The organism is Aeromonas sp. MdU4, assembly GCF_041929505.1.
Classification (GTDB): Bacteria; Pseudomonadota; Gammaproteobacteria; order Enterobacterales; family Aeromonadaceae; genus Aeromonas.
Genome location: NZ_JBHFMW010000038.1, coordinates 112,143 through 130,245, shown reverse-complemented (window position 1 = coordinate 130,245; position 18,103 = coordinate 112,143). Strand labels below are relative to the sequence as shown.

Here is an 18,103-nt window from a genome sequence, read left to right as displayed (position 1 = left end):
GTGCAAAAAAAGGTGTGGATAATCTCAAGGCAGGCTTCTATCAACACCAGTAGACGTTCGATTGGCTATCCATCATGACAAGATAACATCCATCTAAATCGGGGCTTATGGACGTTATCGTCTCATTTCAACAGGCGGGGATTCATATCAGACAGGATTTAATATTGAGGCAATAAACCAGCCCTCACATAGCTAACCTTATGGAAGGGCTGGTAAAAAATGCAAAAAAAGTTACTCCAAGGTAGCCATCTGCCAGGTTTTAAAACCGCCGGAGAGGTTCTTCACTTTAAAGCCGTGCTGACTGAGCAAGCGGCAGGCAACATGACCACGCAGCCCGACCTGACAGCTGATGAGTAGCTCTTTATCCTTGGGTAACTCGTGCAGACGACCACGCAGCTCGTCGAGGGGAATATGGATGGCACCCGGAATGCGGCCCAGCTTGTCGAGCTCGGGGCCATTGCGCACATCCACCACCTGCTGATGGGGATTACGAGCCTGCACCTCGGCCACATGGCAGAGCAGAGTATCGCCTTTCAGGTGGTTGCTCGCCACGAACCCGGCCATGTTGATCACGTCCTTGGCCGAGCCAAAGGGCGGTGCATAGGTGAGCTCCAGATCCTGCAGATCAAACACGGTGAGACCGGCACGCTGGGCCACTGCCAGCACGTCGATGCGCTTGTCGATGCCATCTTTGCCGATGGCCTGCGCGCCGTAAATCTTGCCATCAGGGGCAAACAGCAGCTTGAGGCTGACCGGATGAGCGCCGGGGTAGTAACCGGCATGACTGCCCGGATGGACATAGACCTTCTCGAACGGCAGCCCCAGTTGCACCAGCCGCTTCTCGTTGAGGCCGGTGCTGGCCACTGCCAGATCGAACAGCTTGCAAATGGCGGTGCCCTGGGTCTTCTTGTAGGTCTCGCTGCGGCCCAGCATGTTGTCGGCGGCGATGCGTCCCTGCCGGTTGGCCGGGCCTGCTAACGGGATCAACACAGATTCGCCGGTGATAAAGTCAATCTCTTCGACCGCATCCCCCACTGCATAGATGAAGGGATCCGAGGTACGCATGCCAGCATCCACCTTGATGCCACCGCGCGGACCCAGCTCCAGCCCCGCCTTGGCGGCGAGCAGGGTTTCGGGCTTGACGCCGATGGCGAGGATCAAGAGACCAGTATCGAGGTGAGTGCCGTCATTAAGGGTCAGGCGCAAGCCACCGCTGTTGGCGGTAGCCACTGCGGCGGTTTTCTCGGCGGGCAGATCCAGACTCTCGATGGCGGAGAGGCCGGTGCGCAGGCGCAGGTCGATCCCCTCGTCACGAATGCGGGCATGGAGCATGTTGGCCATCTCCCTGTCCACCGGCGCCATCACCTGCTCGGATAGTTCCAGCAGGGTGACCTCCAGCTTGCGCTGGTGCAGCGCTTCCATCATCTCCAGCCCGATAAAGCCACCGCCTACCACGGTGACATGGCGCGGCTGATCGTGATGGAGAGAGGCCAGAATCCGGTCCATGTCGGGGATGTTGCGCAGGGTATGTACCCGGGGGCTATCGATACCGGGGAAAGGAGGGCGGATCGGCGCAGCCCCCGGGCTCAGCAGCAGCACATCGTAATGCTCGCGCTGCTCTTCACCGGTTTGCAGGTTGCGCACCAGCAATGTCTTGCCCGCCTTGTCTATCTCGATCACATCGTGGAAGACCCGCACATCTACGTTGAAGCGACGCTTGAAGCTCTGGGGAGTCTGCAGCAGCAAGGCATCCCGATTGGGGATATCGCCCCCGATGTGGTAGGGCAAACCGCAGTTGGCAAAGCTGACAAACTCGCCCCGCTCGAACATCACGATCTCGGCCTCTTCACTCAAACGACGAGCACGAGCCGCTGCCGATGCGCCTCCCGCAACCCCCCCGATAATCAGGATCCGTTTCATCCACAAGACTCCTTATACATGTTAATTGCCAATAAATTAGACCTTTCTAATTTAGACTTCAATGAAATTTTGTTTCACACCGTTTTGCAGTATTCTGGCAACCTCGACGGTTGCTTAACAGGATGTTGTTCGTTCATGTCGTCTACCGCACTCAGTCATCTTCCCCCTGCCCTCCAGACGCCGCTCTTTTTCCGTCTGGATCTGCGCAGCCAACGGCTGGTCGCCCTGACCGACGTGATGCAAACCCCGCTCTACTGGCTCGATGAGCCGCGCGCCCCCTGGCCTGCACAGCTCCCTGATGCCCTGCGTCAGCCCATCGAACAACTGGTGGCCAATGGCCATGGTGGCAAGATCACCGTGCGCTTTGCCAACCAGCTGTGGCATATCGCCATTGCCCACGAGCAAGATGACTTCTGGCTCATCTGCCTGCAGAACCTGCGGCAAGAGCCGGTTGCCGATCTGGCGTTGCAGTTGCCACGCCTTAGCCAGATGGCGAGCCAGCAACAGTATGCGCCCCTGCTTGAGGCGCTTAAAGAGAGTTTGGGGGCCGATCGGCTCATCCTTTGGCACTATCAGGCCAACGGTGAACTGGGTTACGAGCAACTCACCCCGGTGTTCACGCTGGGGGTCGAGGCGCTCTACCCCATTCGCGGTGATAGCCGCTATATCCGTGCCCTGCGCACCCGCAAATCTTTGAGCTTCTCGGAAGCGGCACACCAGCCGATGCTGAGCAACCATCTCTATCTGGCCAATGCTGGCGTCAATTCGCGTCTCGATGGCGCCTTGCTGGAGCAGGACAAGCTATTCGGGGTATTAAGCCTGGAGTATCTTGACCCCACCCCGCTCAGTGAGGAGATGCTGCAACTGGTGCGCAGCAGTGCCCAGCTGCTCGGCCACTGGCAACCCCAACCGGAGGAGGAGCGCGCTGAATTGACGCTCCCGGCAGAGCTGAACCGGCAAACCGGCATCGACTACTGCAAAACTCTGGTGCGCTGGGCCATGACGGCCAGTAACGCCCGCATTGGCTGGATCGGCGAATTCCAGCCCCGTGGTCAGGATCTCTGGATCATCCCCCGCTGCGTCATCAACGAGGAGACCTTCTCAACCCTTAAACCCATTCAGATGGGCGAAGGGCCGGGGCAAGAGCTGTTCCAGCATGGCCAAGCCATCTATGTGGAAGATCTGCCGATACGTTATCCCAAAGCCACCCGGCTGCTGGCCCTCAATGCCAGCGCCTACATCGGTATTCCGCTCCATGGTCCAAACAACACGCCCATGGGACAGATCACGTTGCTGCTCGATACCCCCCTTGAGGATCCCGAGCTGTTGCTGGATCTCTTGAGCAGCCAGCATGAGCGAGCCGCCATCGAGTTGCAGCGTCTGGCTGCCGACGATGCCCTGCGGCTGGCCGAAGTGGCTTTCAATACCCATGACGGTCTGCTGGTGATGGATCACAACGGCATCATCCTCAAGGTCAACAACTCCTTCAGCCGGATCACCGGATTTAGTGAAGTGGAGGTGATCGGCCACTCCATCCGCAAGCTGCGCCCTACCTACTACGGTGACCACCTCAAGGAGGATGTCAGCCGCACCGTCACCGAACAGGAGTTCTGGCTCGGCGAAGAGCGCTGCCTGCATCAGGATGGTCACCTCTTCCCGGTGCGCCTGATGGTGAGCGGCGTCAAGGATGAGCAGGGGGAGCTCAGCCACTTTATCTGCAGCTTCTACGACATTACCCAGGAAAAGGAAGCCGCCAAACACATTGAACAGCTCGCCTATTACGACGATCTCTGTGGCCTGTTCAACCGGCGCAGCCTTAACGATATTTTGCAGAAAACCCTGAGCGAACCTAATGGTCAATGGGGGGCCCTGCTGCTGGTCGATCTCGATAACTTCAAGTCGATCAACGACTCCCTCGGCCACGCCTGCGGCGATCAGCTGTTGCAAGCGGTGGTGCGCCGCTTCAAGGAACTCCCGCAAGACAATCTGGTGCAGGCGCGCATCTCGGGGGATGAGTTTGCCCTGCTCTTTACCCAGCTCGGGCAGGGCGAGGTGACAGCCAAAATTCTGGCAGAACACTTCGCCCGCGAGCTGATGGGGCTGTTTCGCACCCCGTTCGAGATTGGCGATCACAAGCTGCACTGTAGCGCCTCGGTGGGGATCAGCCTCTTCTCCAGCAGCGAGATGGATCACCTGACGCTGATGCAGCAGGCCGATACCGCGACCCACATGGCCAAACGGATGGGTCAGGGCAACTACATCTTTTTCACCGAGACCATGGCTCACCACGAGAAGAGCCGACTCACCCTCACCAACCGATTGCGCGATGCCCTGCGTCACCACGAATTGCAACTGCACTATCAACCGCAGTACCGGGTCGACAATGGTTGCCTGTCCGGCATCGAAGCACTGCTGCGCTGGCAGCGCAGCGATGGCACCATGGTGCCCCCCGGTGAGTTCATCCCCATCGCCGAAGAGACCAGCCTCATTCTGGAGATCGGCTACTGGGTGATGAAGACCGCCTGCGCCCAATACAGCTTCTGGCTCAACCGGGGTCTGCCGATCCCCCATCTGTCGGTCAACGTCAGCGCCCGCCAGTTCCACACCCAGGGTTTCGTGCAGCAGGTGGAGTACATCCTGCGCGACACTGGCGTGCCGCCCTCGCGTCTGCTGCTGGAGGTCACCGAGTCCGTGGTACTGGAGAACCGCACCGAAAGCATCGCCCGGATGCACCAGCTCAAGGAGCTCGGCATCCTTATCTCCATCGACGACTTTGGTACCGGTTACTCGTCACTGGCCTATCTGCGGGATCTGCCCGCCGATGAGGTGAAACTCGACAGAAGCTTCATCCAGACCCTGGTTCACAGTGAACAGGACCGCGCCATCGTCAAAGCGATCCTCGATCTGGCCCAGGTATTCCGCTTTACCGTTACCGCCGAAGGGGTGGAAGAGGAGGCTCAACTCGCCATTTTGAAAGAGCTGGGATGCCAGCATTATCAAGGGTTCCTCACCAGCCGCCCCCTCACCATCAAAGCCCTGGAGCAACTGTTCACCAGCGAGGCGGCGGACTAAAGGTGTAGGATCAATAGGGGTTTGTGTAATAAAATAACGGCCTGCTCGAATCGTTGGAGTTGTCTATGACTGTCATTAACCGGATCCCTGCCGTTGAAATCAGCCAACAGGCCGAATCTCACGGCACCATTGGCCGGATCCATTCCGTTGAAACCTGCGGTACTGTCGATGGTCCGGGGATACGCTTTATCGTATTCATGCAAGGATGCCTGATGCGCTGCAAGTACTGCCACAACCGCGATACCTGGGATACCCATGGTGGCCGTGAAGTGACAGTGCCGGAGTTGATGAAGGACATTACCAGCTATCGTCACTTCATGAATGCCTCCGGGGGTGGTGTGACCGCCTCGGGTGGTGAAGCCATGCTGCAGCCCGCCTTCATTACCGAGTTGTTTACCGCCTGTAAAGAGAAAGGAATCCACACCTGCCTCGATACCAACGGCTTCGTTCGTCATCTCGACGAACAGGTAGACAAGCTGCTCGACCAGACCGATCTGGTACTGCTCGACATCAAACAGATCAATGACGACAAACACATTCCGCTGACCCACGTCAGCAACAAGTACACCCTGGAATTTGCCCGTCACCTGGCCGCCCGGGGCAAGACCATGTGGATCCGTTACGTGGTCGTGCCGACCTGGAGCGACGATGACGAAAGCTCCGAGGGGCTGGGCCAGTTCATCGCCGAGCTGGGCGAGAGCGTCGAGAAGGTGGAGCTGCTCCCCTATCACGAACTCGGCAAGCACAAGTGGGACGTTCTGGGCGATCCTTACGAGCTGAGCGGGATCAAGCCGCCCAGCAAGGAGACCATGGAGCGGGTCAAGGGGATCCTTGGCAAGTACCACAACAACGTGAAATATTGATGTGCAAGCAGGCTGACTCGTCAGCCTGCTCTGTTATTAGGGGGTCAGGAAGACCACCCGAACCTACCCGCGCGGCATGACACGCTGCATGAATGGACAACAAGATGAGTGAAGGACAACTCGCCGCCCTCCTGATCTGGCTGCTGCTACTGACCTTCAGCCTGCGCCGCACTGTGTGGCAACTGCTCCATGACAACCCCCTCTATCAGCATCTGCTGCTGGGCAGCGCCATCGCGCTGGTACCGCTCTGGTATCTAAGGGCCGGTCTGCACGATGGACTGGAGGTGCATTTTCTCGGGCTCACCACCCTCACCCTGCTGCTGGGCTGGCGGCTGGCCCTGCTCGCCCCCTGCCTGACTCTGCTGGTACTCGACTACTTCGGCGTTACCAATCTGGCCGATTTTGGCTGGCAGGCGCTGGTCGGCATTGCCCTGCCGGTCGCCAGCAGCTGGTTGCTGTTTCTGGCCAGCTGGGCCTGGCTGCCGCGCCATCTCTTTGTCTACCTCTTCGTTGCCGCCTTTCTTGGCGGTGCCCTCGCCATCTCGGTCAAGGCGGCAGCCAGCGCCCTGCTGATGGGAATAAGCGGCAACTACCCCTGGCATACCATCACGGCGGACTACCTCTCCATCTGGCCGCTGCTGCTCTTCCCCGAGGCGCTGCTCAACGGCATGGCGATGACCATGCTGGCCATCTACCGCCCCCACTGGGTCAACACCTTCTTCGATCGCACCTATCTGGGCCGCTGAACCGCGCGGCAACGCGCCATAAAAAAAGGAGAGGCCATCGCCTCTCCTTTTGGTATTCAAAATGGTGCCAAATCCCGGCTTAGTGCAGCTTCAGGGTCGGGCGCAGTACCCGGTTGATACGACCTACCAGCATGATGAGGCCAGTCTTGATGTAGCCATGCAGAGCGATCTGGTGCATCCGGTAGAGGGAGATGTACACCAGACGGGCAATGTAGCCCTCGACCATCATGGAGCCGCGCATCAGGTTGCCCATCAGGCTGCCCACGGTGGAGAAGCGGCTGAGGGATACCAGCGAACCGTGGTCGTGGTAGAGGTAGGGCTTCATCTCGCCACCGTTCATCTTGGCCAGGATGTTCTTGAATGCCTGGCTGGCCATCTGGTGGGCAGACTGGGCGCGCGGCGGTACAAACTTGCCATCCGGCTGCGGGCAGGCAGCGCAGTCACCAATGACGAAGATGTTCTCGTCACGGGTGGTCTGCAGGGTCTCTTTCACCACCAGCTGGTTGATGCGGTTGGTCTCAAGACCGGCGATATCCTTCATGAAGTCCGGCGCCTTGATACCGGCCGCCCACACCATCAGGTCAGCTTCAATCAGCTCGCCATCCTTGGTATGCAGACCTTCGGCGGTCGCTTCGGTGATCATGGTGGCGGTACGCACGTCCACCCCCAGCTTGACCAGCTCCTGATGGGCTGCGCCACTGATGCGCTCCGGCAGGGCTGGCAGGATGCGGGGACCCGCTTCCACCAGCGTCACCTTCAGGCTGTCGGTGGTGAGGTTCTTGAAGCCGTAGGCGTAAAGCTGCTCGACCGCGTTGTAGAGCTCGGCAGAGAGCTCAACGCCGGTAGCGCCACCACCGACGATGGCAATCTTCACCTTGTCGCCCGGCTGGTATTCGGTGGCGAACTGCAGGAAGCGGTTCATCATGCTGTTGTGGAAGCGGTGCGCCTGAGAGGGGCTATCGAGGAAGATGCAGTGATCCTTGATACCCTTGGTGTTGAAGTCATTGGACACAGAGCCGATGGCCATCACCAGATAGTCGTAAGGCAGTTCGCGCTCGTTGACCACGATATCGCCATTGTCGTCGTGGATCGGAGCCAGCACGATGCGTTTCTCATCGCGTTTGATGTCAGTCAGGGAGCCGAGCTGGAAGTCAAAACCGTGGTTTTTGGCATGAGACTGGTAGCTCAGGGCATCGATGCCTGCATCCATGGAACCGGTGGCAACTTCGTGCAACAGGGGCTTCCACAGGTGGGTACGATTGCGATCGACCAGAGTGATCTTGGCCTTGTTTTTCTTGCCAAGCTTGCGACCCAGACTGGTGGCCAGCTCCAGACCACCGGCGCCGCCGCCTACAACGACAATATTCATCATGATGATTTTTCCTTGGTTCCTCAAAACGAAAGGGAGCCATTGGCTCCCTAAAACGAAATCGTTCGACGTGATGGTTCAGGCTTCTTTGAAGGCCTTCATCCGCTGCAGATGATGCGAGATATTTTTGAACTTATGAGTCTCGCGCTCATCCCACACGATGTCGTAATAGTTCTTCAATTCACGTTCAGTGTCCCGATTATCGCGCACTTCATCCTGAACGGAAAGGATGCACAGGCAGTTTCCTGAATTTTTCTTACGAAATTCAGTTACACACTTGGTGCCAATATCGTCATATTCTTCCGGCCGGTCGATCTTGCCCTGCATGTTCTCTTCGGGATGGAGGTTGGGGTTGAAGAGCACCTGACGAATGCCGCACAGAAAGCCGATCCGCTCACTCCAGTAGCCACCCAATCCGACACCGCAGATTAGGGGCTTGGGATCGGTGCTCATGTCGAGCTGTTTCTTCACTTCCTTGAGCAGGTGGCTCATATCATGACGGGGGTGAACCGTGCTGTAGTGCACGAAACGCACATCATCATCAATAAACTGCAACTGCAGCACTTTCTCGTGATTGCCGGGGCTGGTGGCATCAAAGCCATGCAGGTAGATGATCATGGATTAAGACCTCAGGATCTGTGTCGGTTTTATCGAAACTACCCCAGCGGCAGCCTCACGCGCCACCAAAACATCCAACTTTCTTGCTTTGGATCACGCCCCTGCGCCTGATTGCCACAATGGCAGGCATGCACCATCCCCTCTCGCCAGGTCCGACGCTATCAAAGTGAGAGTCACGGACCAATTATGATAAACCCCTTACCAATCTGAGATACCTCAACCGACTCCCACCATCCCGCTCGGACCACTTTACAGACAGGGATGTGACTCGCCCCACAAAAACAATACGTTACTGCCAAACGTTTGCCGCGATGAGCACTGTTGTGCATGTTTTGTGCACCAGCACGACCAAAAACCGGATCCCTCCCCTCGCGTGTCAATAAATGGATCTGGCACCACATCAATGACCGGGAAAGCTTCGGCTTTCACTATCTTGCCTGTGTCTGTTGCGCGGGCTTAAAGGAGTGAAGTGTTCATGAACGAAACCAAACCGCTATCCACCCAGAGTACCCCCTCCCCCGCCACGACGAAGAAAAGAAGCAGACGCCCTGACACCGCGGGCATCAACCGCATCCCCCCCATAAGCCAGCTGTTTGTCCTTGGCCTGCAGCACGTCTTGGTGATGTATGCCGGTGCCGTTGCGGTACCACTGGTACTCGGTCCCAGTCTGGGGCTCCCCAAAGACCAAGTGGCCTATCTCATCAGCGCAGACCTTTTTTGCTGTGGCATCGTCACCTTGATGCAATCCTTTGGTATTGGCCGCTATCTCGGGATCCGGTTGCCGGTGATCATGTCGGTCTCCTTTGCCGCCGTTACCCCCATGGTGGCGATCGGTGCCTTACCGGATGTCGGTTTGACCGGCATTTTCGGTGCGACCATCGCCTCCGGCCTCATCGCGTTATTAGCTGTACCTCTGATTGGCAAACTCATGCCGCTCTTCCCCACCGTGGTCACCGGTGTGGTCATTACCTCTATCGGGATCAGCATCTCGCAGGTGGGCGTCAACTGGATTGCGGGAGGAGTGGGCAATCCCCAGTACGGCAGCCTGCACTATATCGGCATCAGCTTTCTTGTCCTGCTGTTCATCCTGGTGCTAACCCGCTATTCCAAAGGCTTTATCAGCAGCATATCGGTGCTGCTCGGGATCATCTTCGGTTTCGTGGTGGCGGCACTCTGCGGAGACGTCAGCATGGCAGGTCTGGAGGAAGCCGAGTGGTTTGCCCTCATTTTGCCATTCCACTTCGGCTTGCCCACCTTTGAACCCGTCTCTATCGCCACCCTGACGGTGGTCATGCTAATCACCTTTATCGAATCGATGGGCATGTTTCTGGCCCTTGGCGAAATGGTCGAGCGTCCAGCCACCAAGCGCGATATCACCCGTGGCCTGCGCGTCGACGCTATCGGCACCATTTTCGGCGGCATATTCAACTGCTTTCCCCACACCTCCTTCTCCCAAAATATCGGGCTGGTCGGCGTCACCGGGGTATCAAGCCGTTGGGTCTGCGTGATGGCGGGCGCCATCATGATCGTCTTGGGTCTGTTTCCCAAGCTGTCGATTGTTGTTGCCTCTGTTCCCCCCTTCGTTCTGGGTGGTGCAGGCATAGTGATGTTCGGTATGGTGCTCTCCACCGGTATTCGCATCCTGTCGCGTGCCGATTACACCAACCGCTTCAACCTGTTTATTATCGCGGTCAGCCTGAGCATTGGCATGATCCCTGTGTGTGGTGGGCCGAGTTTTTTCCAACATTTTCCGGCAGAGCTGCAACCTGTGCTGCATAGCGGCATTCTGCTCTCCACCATCAGCGCAGTGATTCTGAACCTCTGCTTCAACGGCTATCAATCTGATGTGATCCAGAAAACCAAACCACTGATCACCAAGGTACCCACACCGGAAGAGAACAAGGCATAAACCAACAGGCCACCGGACAGCGTGACTGTCCGGTGGCCTGCAACCCAGATCACTCTACGCCAGATCAGACCGATAGCTGCTCGAAACGATCCACTGCCGCCGCCACCAACGCCAGACTCCCCTGCCAGAAAGCAGCTTCACCAATATTTTGTCCCAAATGTTTTGCCACCAGCGCTTCGGCACTCATGCGACCGGTATCGCGCAGTAAATCACGATAAGCCTGTGCCACATTCTCCTCGCCCGCCGCCTGACGGCTCATCAGCTGTTGATAGACACCGAGGCTGAAGAGATAACCAAACAGATAGGGGTAGTTGTAAAAGCCGAATCCGGCGATAGAGAAGTGCGCCTTGGCCGCCCAGAACATGGGGTGATAGCGGGTGAGGCGCCCCTCATACCAACGCCCCCACACCTCATCGGTCATCTCCTTGAGCCGCTCTGCCGGTACATAGCCCTGCGCCCGTTCCACCACCAGCGCCCGCTCAAAGTCGAAACGAGCTGGGATATTGACCAGGAAAGTGGCAGCACCATCGGCCTCGGCCCAGGCAATCGCCAGTTTTTGTTCTGATGTTTGTGCCTGTTCAAACAGGGCGCTGCGCACCAGCGTTTCGGCAAAAATGGACGCGGTCTCCGCCAGCGTCATGGGGTAACGGCGCTGACTCATCGGCAGATCGCGGATCAGCCAGTTATGCCAGGCGTGACCCAGCTCATGAGCCAGAGTAATGACGTTATCCATGGTGCCGGCATAGGTGACAAAGACCCGCGGCTCTACTGGCGCGGCAAACTTGGTGCAGTAGGCTCCGGTGCGGCGGTTGGGCGTGGGAGCGGCATCGATCCAGCCCTTTTCAGCCATCATGCGGGCAAACTCACCCATCTCGGGATCGAAACGGGTAAAAGCCTCAGCGATGATCTCGATCGCCTCCTCGAACGGGATCTCACAACTGCTGGCGGCCGGGGGCGGCGCAAAGAGATCCTCCGGCCCCAGCTCATCGAGTCCGAGCCGCTCGGCCATCAGCCCCAGAGCACGCTGCCCCAGCCCACGGGCCCGGTATGTTTCACTCATCAGGGCATCGAGGGTGGTGCGCTCGATGTGACTCTGATGGCAAGAGAGATCCAGCGCATCGAGCAAGCGGGTTTTGCCGCGCTGACGGGCCAGCTCCAGTCGCCAGCCATTGAGGGCATTGATGATGGCGGCGACCGTCTCCTGCTCGCCCTCCCAACCAGCGCTGATGGCATCGAATGCCTCCCGGCGCAGAGCACGAAGCGGGCTGGAGAGCAGGTTGCTCGCCTCGGCCAGCCCCATCTCGCGGCCATCAATGACCAACCTGATCTTGCCCAACAGATCGTTGTAGAGGTTGCCCCAGCCGTGCAGTCCGTCAGTCCCCAGACCAATGACCAGTTGCTCCGCTTCAACCGGCAGACGCTGATCCTGCATTCTGCGCTCGTGGCGCAGCCGATAGGCCTCCTCGCCCAGCAGGGGATCGACCATAAGCTGCTCAAACTCGGGCTCGGGCAGCGCCAGCATCAGGTCTTCCACCGGCGCCAGAGTCTTGAACAGATCGGCGTTGAGGGCACGAGCACGGGACGCCAGTTGTTTGGCCTGCACATCCCGCGCATCCTGACTACCGCGACAGGCGGCCAGAATCGCCACGTTCCAGCCAATGTTGTGAATGTCCCGGCTCCGCAGCCGCACTTCACGCAGGAAGTCTTGCAGTGCAGCACCATCGCCACGCACCCCGTCTAGACCCGCCATAAAGCTGGCGAGTTCATCCAGCGCGTGGCGAGCGGCGCTCATGTCCGCTTCCAGCTCGGGGCTGTCGAGTCCCGGGTAGATATGGTCGTTATTCCACTGTTGTTGATACATAGCGTCTCGCAAATGCCTTCATCGGGAGGGTAAATCTCCCGCAGGCAGAAAAAGGAAGAGAGGGAAAAAAGAGAAAGTGGCCAGCAGGCTCACTTACCCCTTGGCCGGAGCAAGACGGCCCACTAGCGTCATCACGGCGACCAGCAACAGACCCGCCACCACACCGGCTACAGCGTTAAGCAAAGTCGGCGTCACTGCCGCCAGTACGCCGCCAGCGGTAGGCAGAGTGGCTACGGCAGCCGCCGCACTGTCAATGAGATGGTGCACAATCGGCAAACCGTGCACCAGAATGCCGCCCCCCACCATAAACATGGCGATGGTGCCAACCAGTGCCAGCAGATGCATCAGACGGGGCGCCGTCACCAGCAGCCCCTGCCCCACTGCGCGGCGCAGGGCGCTGCCATCGGGCTTTTGCAGCAGATGCAGACCGATGTCATCGAGTTTGACGATGAGCCCCACCAGTCCGTAGACCCCTATCGTCATCAGCAGGGCGATGCCTGCCACCACCGAGAGTTGCAAGGCAAGGCTTGCCCCCTGCACCGTGCCAAGGGCGATAACGATGATTTCGGCGGAGAGAATAAAATCGGTACGAATGGCCCCCTTCACTTTCTGCTGCTCAAAAGCGACCAAATCATCGGGAATGGGGGCGGCGTGATGTTCGCCCTCCTCCTGATGAGGCAAAAACTTGTGCGCCAGCTTCTCGGCACCTTCAAAGCAGAGGTAAGCGCCCCCCAGCATCAAGAGCGGGGTGATGAGCCAGGGCACCAGCGCACTGATGGCGATGGCGGCAGGCACAAGGATCAACTTGTTGCGAAATGAGCCCTTGGCCACCGCCCACACCACCGGCAGCTCCCGCTCGGCGCGCACCCCGGAGACCTGCTCCGCATTGAGGGCGAGATCGTCCCCCAGCACTCCCGCGGTCTTCTTGGCAGCCATCTTGGTCATCATCGCCACGTCATCGAGCACACTGGCGATATCATCGAGCAGAGCCAACAAACTGGTTCCAGCCATATCAGACATTCCTTATATCAATGGAAGAGCCCCCGGGCGCGGCCACATGCAGCCTGAGCCTGCTTATGACGGGTCATCAGGGCAACGTCATGGCAGATGCTAACCGTCATCACCGACAGAGCCCGTCAACTGGCCACGGCCATCGGGGTTACTTATTTCGGGCAAAAGATGGCACAGTGTAACGAGAAGCCGCCGTTTCGGCAGCACCCCTGAGCCATTTGATCTTGGTTCCCTCTGAATCACCTCAAGGAGTTCCCATGCAACCCTGGCAACCTCTGCTCGATCTCTGGTTCGGCGATGATGCCGACGACGCCACCCGCGCCAAACGGCAAGCCCCCCTCTGGTGGGGCAAAAATCACGAGACCGATCTGCTGCTCGCCCAACGCTTTGGCGCGCTGGCAGAGGCGGCGGCCAACGGAGAGCTGGCCGACTGGGCCGACGTGCCCCAAGGCAGACTGGCACTGATCCTGCTGCTCGATCAGTTGCCCCGCCATATCCATCGCGGCACGCCAGCAGCGTTTGCCCAGGATCCGCTGGCACGGGATGTCTGCCTGAAGGGGCTGTCCATCGGGGCAGACAACGCCCTCTCGCCGCTGGAGCGGGTCTTCTTCTATCTGCCGCTGGAACACGCCGAATCCCGTGAACAGCAGGCCAGAAGCGTAGCCCTGTTCGAGGCACTGGCAGTGGATCAGAGCAGCTCACCGGCGCAAGCGACCTTCGCCGGTTTTGCCGACTTTGCCCGCCGCCATCAGGTGATCATCGAGCGCTTTGGCCGCTTCCCTCACCGCAACGTCACCCTTGGTCGCCCCTCGACGCCAGAAGAGGCAGCGTTTTTGCAGCAACCAGGCTCCGGCTTCTGAGCCACACCCGATAAAAAAATCCCCGCCAGATGGCTGGCGGGGAGAGCGGATAGATAACAGTTGTCGGCGTTACTGGATGCGGTAGCGGGATATCTGCTGGTGGATGCTCTCGGTGGTGACATTGAGCTCCTCGGCCGCGGCTGAGGTCTCTTCCGCTGTGCTGCTGGTCTGCTGCACAACTTGAGCTATCTGCTCCACCTGATGAGCAATCGACTCGGCAGCAGCGCTTTGCTCGCGAATAGCGTTGGTGATCTCGCCCACCTGATCCATCACCCGGTGCGATGCACTCCGGATTTCGGAAATAATGGCGCCACTTTCCGTCGCCATAGCGACCCCCTGGCTCACCTTCTCCTCTACCAAATTCATCCGGGAGACCGTATTGTTGGACTCCAGCTGAATAGCCTCAACTGTGGCCGATATCTCCTGAGTAGATTGCGCCGTCCGTTCCGCCAGTTTGCGCACCTCATCCGCCACCACCGCAAAGCCACGACCGGACTCCCCGGCCCTCGCCGCTTCAATGGCCGCGTTCAAGGCCAGCAAGTTGGTCTGCCCCGCGACATCGCGGATCACATTGACCACCCCGCCAATGCGCGAAATACCCTCACCCAGCGCAATCACCTCGGCCGAAGCCTGTCGGATAGAATCGGCAATCTCGTTGATGGCATGCACGGTACGATCGATCGTCCTGCCCCCTTCGGTCGCCAACTGTCCTGACTCGTTGGTAATACGGCTCGTCTCTTGGGTACGCTGTGAGATATCGGTAATGCTGACCGTCATCTCTTCAACACCGGCGGCAATCAGACTGGTGGCATCATTGGCCTGGCTGGCCGAGCTGGCCAGGTGTTGCGCCGCCTGGGAGAGGGATTCGGCGGTGCTCTTGATCTGCAAACTGCCGACGGAAAACTCGGTGAATGTCTGTTGCAGCGTATCGAGCAACCGGTTGACCGCATTGAGGGTCAAGCCAATCTCATCCTGCTGTCTGACATCCGCTCTGAGGGTAAAGTTGAGGTCACGCTGGATCCGGGTCAGGGTATCCATGGCGGTGCGAAGCGGGTTGGCCACCTGATTGAACAACCAGACAAACAGCCCCATCGTCAGCACAGTGGCACCACCGGCGATAAACAGCAGGGTCTGCAGACTACTCTCGTAGTTTTCCTGTCCCTGCTTCTTGAGCGCCAGTCCCAAATCCATATTGAAGGTAACGTGAAGCTCGATCGCCTTGGCAAACTGCTCAAACAGCCTGGATGCCTCCGCCGCCAGCATATCTCTGGCCTCATCATTCTTGTTTTGTCTGGAGAGCTGCAGAACCTTGTCTATCTCCTGATAATATTGCGCGATAATACGTTGATCATCATCGGTCAGGCGCCGATCTTCATCGTTGGAGAGCATCTCGGCCTTATATTTGTCCAGCAGTGAATTGATCTGCTTGCGATGCTCGGCAATGTCCGTTTCGATCTGCTGCATCTTGCTGTTGTCGGTGTTGAGGATATGGGTTTGTACCCGCGAGTGAAGTGCATAGAAATCGGCCTGCACCTCCTTGATAAGCGCAATACTCGGCACCGTATTATCTGTCACATAGACTAAATCCCGATTGGCCGAATCGAGGCGGTTAATACTGAACCAGCTGAGGAAAATGAGCGCCATCATCACCAGCAGCGCAATCAGTTGAAGCCGACGAGCAATGTTCATAACCGTACACTCCAGATAGAAACTATCTAGCAGTGTAGACAACCCATAAACAGCAACGGCCCGCTTTGGCGGGCCGTTGCTGTTTATTTCTCATGGCGTAGTGATTAGGCCTTGGCGGGTTCACTCTCACCCAGCTCGACGGTTTCGCCCAGACTGTCTTCGGTCTTGGCAACCACGCTGGCGGCGATGGCGTTGCCCAGCACGTTGGTGGCAGAGCGGCCCATGTCGAGGAAGTGGTCGATACCCAGCAGCAGCAGAATGCCGGCTTCCGGAATATGGAACTGGTTGAGGGTTGCGGCAATCACCACCAGAGAAGCGCGCGGAACACCAGCCATCCCTTTGGAGGTGACCATCAGCAGCAACAGCATGGTGATCTGCTGGGCCATGGAGAGCTCGATACCATAAGCCTGAGCGATGAACATCACCGCAAAGGTGCAGTACATCATGGAGCCATCGAGGTTGAAGGAGTAACCCATCGGCAGCACGAAGCTGGCGATGCGCTTGTCACACCCGAACTTCTCCAGACGATCCAGCGTCTTGGGGTAGGCAGCCTCAGAACTGGCAGTGGAGAACGCCAGCAGAATAGGCTCGCGGATCATCGCCAGCAGCTTGATGACGCGGCCACGCAGAAAGACGCTACCCATGGCGACCAGCAGCAGCCAGAGGCAAGCCAGCGCGATGTAGAACTGGGCCATAAAGCTGCCGTAGGTAACCAGAATACCCAGCCCCTCTTTGGCGACCATGGCGGCAATCGCGCCAAACACTGCGAACGGCGCAAAGTTCATCACGTAACCGGTCACTTTCAGCATGATCTCGGCGGCGCTGGCCATGGTGACAACCACCGGCTTGGCCAAATCGCCCAAAGCCGCGGCGGCCAGACCGAAGAACAGGGAGAAGACCACGATCTGCAGGATCTCGTTGGTGGCCATCGCCTCGACCACGCTTTTCGGAATGGCGTGAGTCACAAAATCTTTCAGGGTAATGGCACCGGCGGCAATTCCTGAGCTGGCAGTGTCATTAGGCAGGGAGAGGGAGAGACCCACACCCGGTTGCATCAAGGTCACCATCACCAGACCCAGGCTCAAGGACATCAAGGATGCCAGCATGAACCAGCCCAGAGTTTTGGCACCGATACGACCCACAGTGCGGGTATCGCCCATCTTGGCGATACCGACCACCAGGGTGGTAAAGACCAATGGCGCGATGATCATCTTGATCAGTCGCAGGAAGATATCGGTCAAAATCGTGATGTTGTTTGCGAAATCCGCCGCCTGATCGGCAGCAAACATGCGATAGCCCTGGCCGGTAAGGATGCCAAACAACATCGAAATGAGGATGGCGACCGTCAGTTTATTCATTTTCATGGGGGAGTCCGGTTTTGATTGGTGCAAGCCGTTAACGGTGGCATGGGAGCCACTACAGTCCGTTTTTGTGATCCGAGCCGTTGATTCCTAGCGGCTGGTATGCTGGGAGAATGCCTAAAAGCAGGGGGTAAATCTAGAGGCTAAATTCAGAATTTTATGCTGCAATTAGATGTATGTGATATGGATCTTGCAAACAATCGATATTAATCACCGCTTGTTTTTATATCAGCAAGATATTTAGCGGCAAAGGTGTGTTCATCAATTGCCCGTGGCAACAGACGGAAAGTGAGCAGTGCCGAGATGGTGTGTTGCACCTGCATCTGCGCCATGAAGGGGTCTGGTTCATCGTCATCAAAACCGAACACAGGATATGAGGGGGTCACTCTGATGGCATCGCGGGTAATGGTCAACTCATCGACCTTGAGCCAGGAATAGCCCTCTGCCAGAGCCAGCTCCCCTGCCCGCTTGAGCACATATTTGCGGGCGGTTTCCCTGTCTACCAGATCGTTGCCGACAAACTCCAGCTGCCACTTGTCCGGGCCAAGCCGGGTCTGGGAGAAACCGGTCTGGCCGTTCCAGAACGACTTTTCACTTTCATAAGGAGTGGCGCAACCCACTAGCAGCAGAGTGAGCATCAACAGACAACAGGGTTTAGATACGGATGCAGGCATGAGGGGCCTCGACAGGCAAATGAGCAACAGAGTTGTTACTACACCACAAAGCGCGGTGACTGCACAGTCCGCTCGCGTCAGCAGCGGCCAGCATGCACCACCACTGGCTTCACGCCTGAACGGCAAATCGCAGGCAAAAGAAAAGGCCTT

At 58.0% G+C, this 18,103-nt stretch carries 13 protein-coding genes; 5 read left to right on the top strand and 8 right to left on the bottom strand.

Translation table 11 applies throughout. From position 1 onward, the window contains the following. Positions 1-231: 231 nt before the first annotated feature. Positions 232-1,920, bottom strand: a complete 1,689-nt coding sequence (locus tag ACE1BR_RS21500) for an FAD-dependent oxidoreductase (protein ID WP_374873866.1) — start codon at positions 1,918-1,920, stop codon at positions 232-234. Between the two features lie 135 nt (positions 1,921-2,055). Between ACE1BR_RS21500 and ACE1BR_RS21495 the strand changes: the two genes are divergently transcribed. The 3 genes from ACE1BR_RS21495 (at position 2,056) to ACE1BR_RS21485 (ending at position 6,601) form a co-directional block, all read left to right on the top strand. Continuing rightward, positions 2,056-4,992, top strand: a complete 2,937-nt coding sequence (locus tag ACE1BR_RS21495; protein WP_374873864.1) for an EAL domain-containing protein — start codon at positions 2,056-2,058, stop codon at positions 4,990-4,992. A 65-nt stretch (positions 4,993-5,057) separates the two neighbouring features. Next, positions 5,058-5,855: a pyruvate formate lyase 1-activating protein gene (pflA, locus tag ACE1BR_RS21490; protein ID WP_374873862.1), complete on the top strand. Its 798-nt coding sequence runs from the start codon at positions 5,058-5,060 to the stop codon at positions 5,853-5,855. A 104-nt stretch (positions 5,856-5,959) separates the two neighbouring features. Then, positions 5,960-6,601, top strand: a complete 642-nt coding sequence (locus ACE1BR_RS21485; protein ID WP_374873860.1) for an energy-coupling factor ABC transporter permease — start codon at positions 5,960-5,962, stop codon at positions 6,599-6,601. A 79-nt stretch (positions 6,602-6,680) separates the two neighbouring features. Here ACE1BR_RS21485 and ACE1BR_RS21480 read toward each other — a convergent pair whose 3' ends face one another. Together ACE1BR_RS21480 and ycfP are read right to left on the bottom strand one after the other, a co-directional pair. After that, positions 6,681-7,973: an NAD(P)/FAD-dependent oxidoreductase gene (locus ACE1BR_RS21480; RefSeq protein ID WP_374873858.1), complete on the bottom strand. Its 1,293-nt coding sequence runs from the start codon at positions 7,971-7,973 to the stop codon at positions 6,681-6,683. A 75-nt stretch (positions 7,974-8,048) separates the two neighbouring features. Next, complete coding sequence (gene ycfP, locus ACE1BR_RS21475; protein ID WP_322864663.1) at positions 8,049-8,588, bottom strand: alpha/beta hydrolase YcfP; 540 nt, start codon at positions 8,586-8,588, stop codon at positions 8,049-8,051. 475 nt (positions 8,589-9,063) lie between these two features. On the opposite strand from ycfP, the gene ACE1BR_RS21470 reads away from it, so the two are divergent. After that, positions 9,064-10,497, top strand: coding sequence for a nucleobase:cation symporter-2 family protein (locus ACE1BR_RS21470; protein ID WP_374873856.1), 1,434 nt, complete (start codon positions 9,064-9,066; stop codon positions 10,495-10,497). A 64-nt stretch (positions 10,498-10,561) separates the two neighbouring features. On the opposite strand, the gene ACE1BR_RS21465 is transcribed toward ACE1BR_RS21470, so the two are convergent. Then, a complete protein-coding gene (locus ACE1BR_RS21465; RefSeq protein WP_374873854.1) occupies positions 10,562-12,358 on the bottom strand; it encodes a M3 family oligoendopeptidase in 1,797 nt (598 codons plus the stop codon). 93 nt (positions 12,359-12,451) lie between these two features. Continuing rightward, on the bottom strand, positions 12,452-13,369 hold the full coding sequence (locus ACE1BR_RS21460) for a DUF808 domain-containing protein (RefSeq protein ID WP_374873852.1): 918 nt from the start codon (positions 13,367-13,369) through the stop codon (positions 12,452-12,454). Positions 13,370-13,626: 257 nt separating this feature from the next. Between ACE1BR_RS21460 and ACE1BR_RS21455 the strand changes: the two genes are divergently transcribed. Next, positions 13,627-14,229, top strand: coding sequence for a DUF924 family protein (locus ACE1BR_RS21455; RefSeq protein WP_374873850.1), 603 nt, complete (start codon positions 13,627-13,629; stop codon positions 14,227-14,229). 69 nt (positions 14,230-14,298) lie between these two features. On the opposite strand, the gene ACE1BR_RS21450 is transcribed toward ACE1BR_RS21455, so the two are convergent. From ACE1BR_RS21450 to ACE1BR_RS21440, 3 genes are all read right to left on the bottom strand, one after another. Next, complete coding sequence (locus ACE1BR_RS21450; protein WP_374873848.1) at positions 14,299-15,918, bottom strand: methyl-accepting chemotaxis protein; 1,620 nt, start codon at positions 15,916-15,918, stop codon at positions 14,299-14,301. Between the two features lie 104 nt (positions 15,919-16,022). Then, complete coding sequence (locus ACE1BR_RS21445) at positions 16,023-17,282, bottom strand: dicarboxylate/amino acid:cation symporter (protein WP_374873846.1); 1,260 nt, start codon at positions 17,280-17,282, stop codon at positions 16,023-16,025. Positions 17,283-17,485: 203 nt separating this feature from the next. Then, on the bottom strand, positions 17,486-17,953 hold the full coding sequence (locus ACE1BR_RS21440; protein WP_374873844.1) for a hypothetical protein: 468 nt from the start codon (positions 17,951-17,953) through the stop codon (positions 17,486-17,488). Between the last annotated feature and the right edge of the window lie 150 nt (positions 17,954-18,103).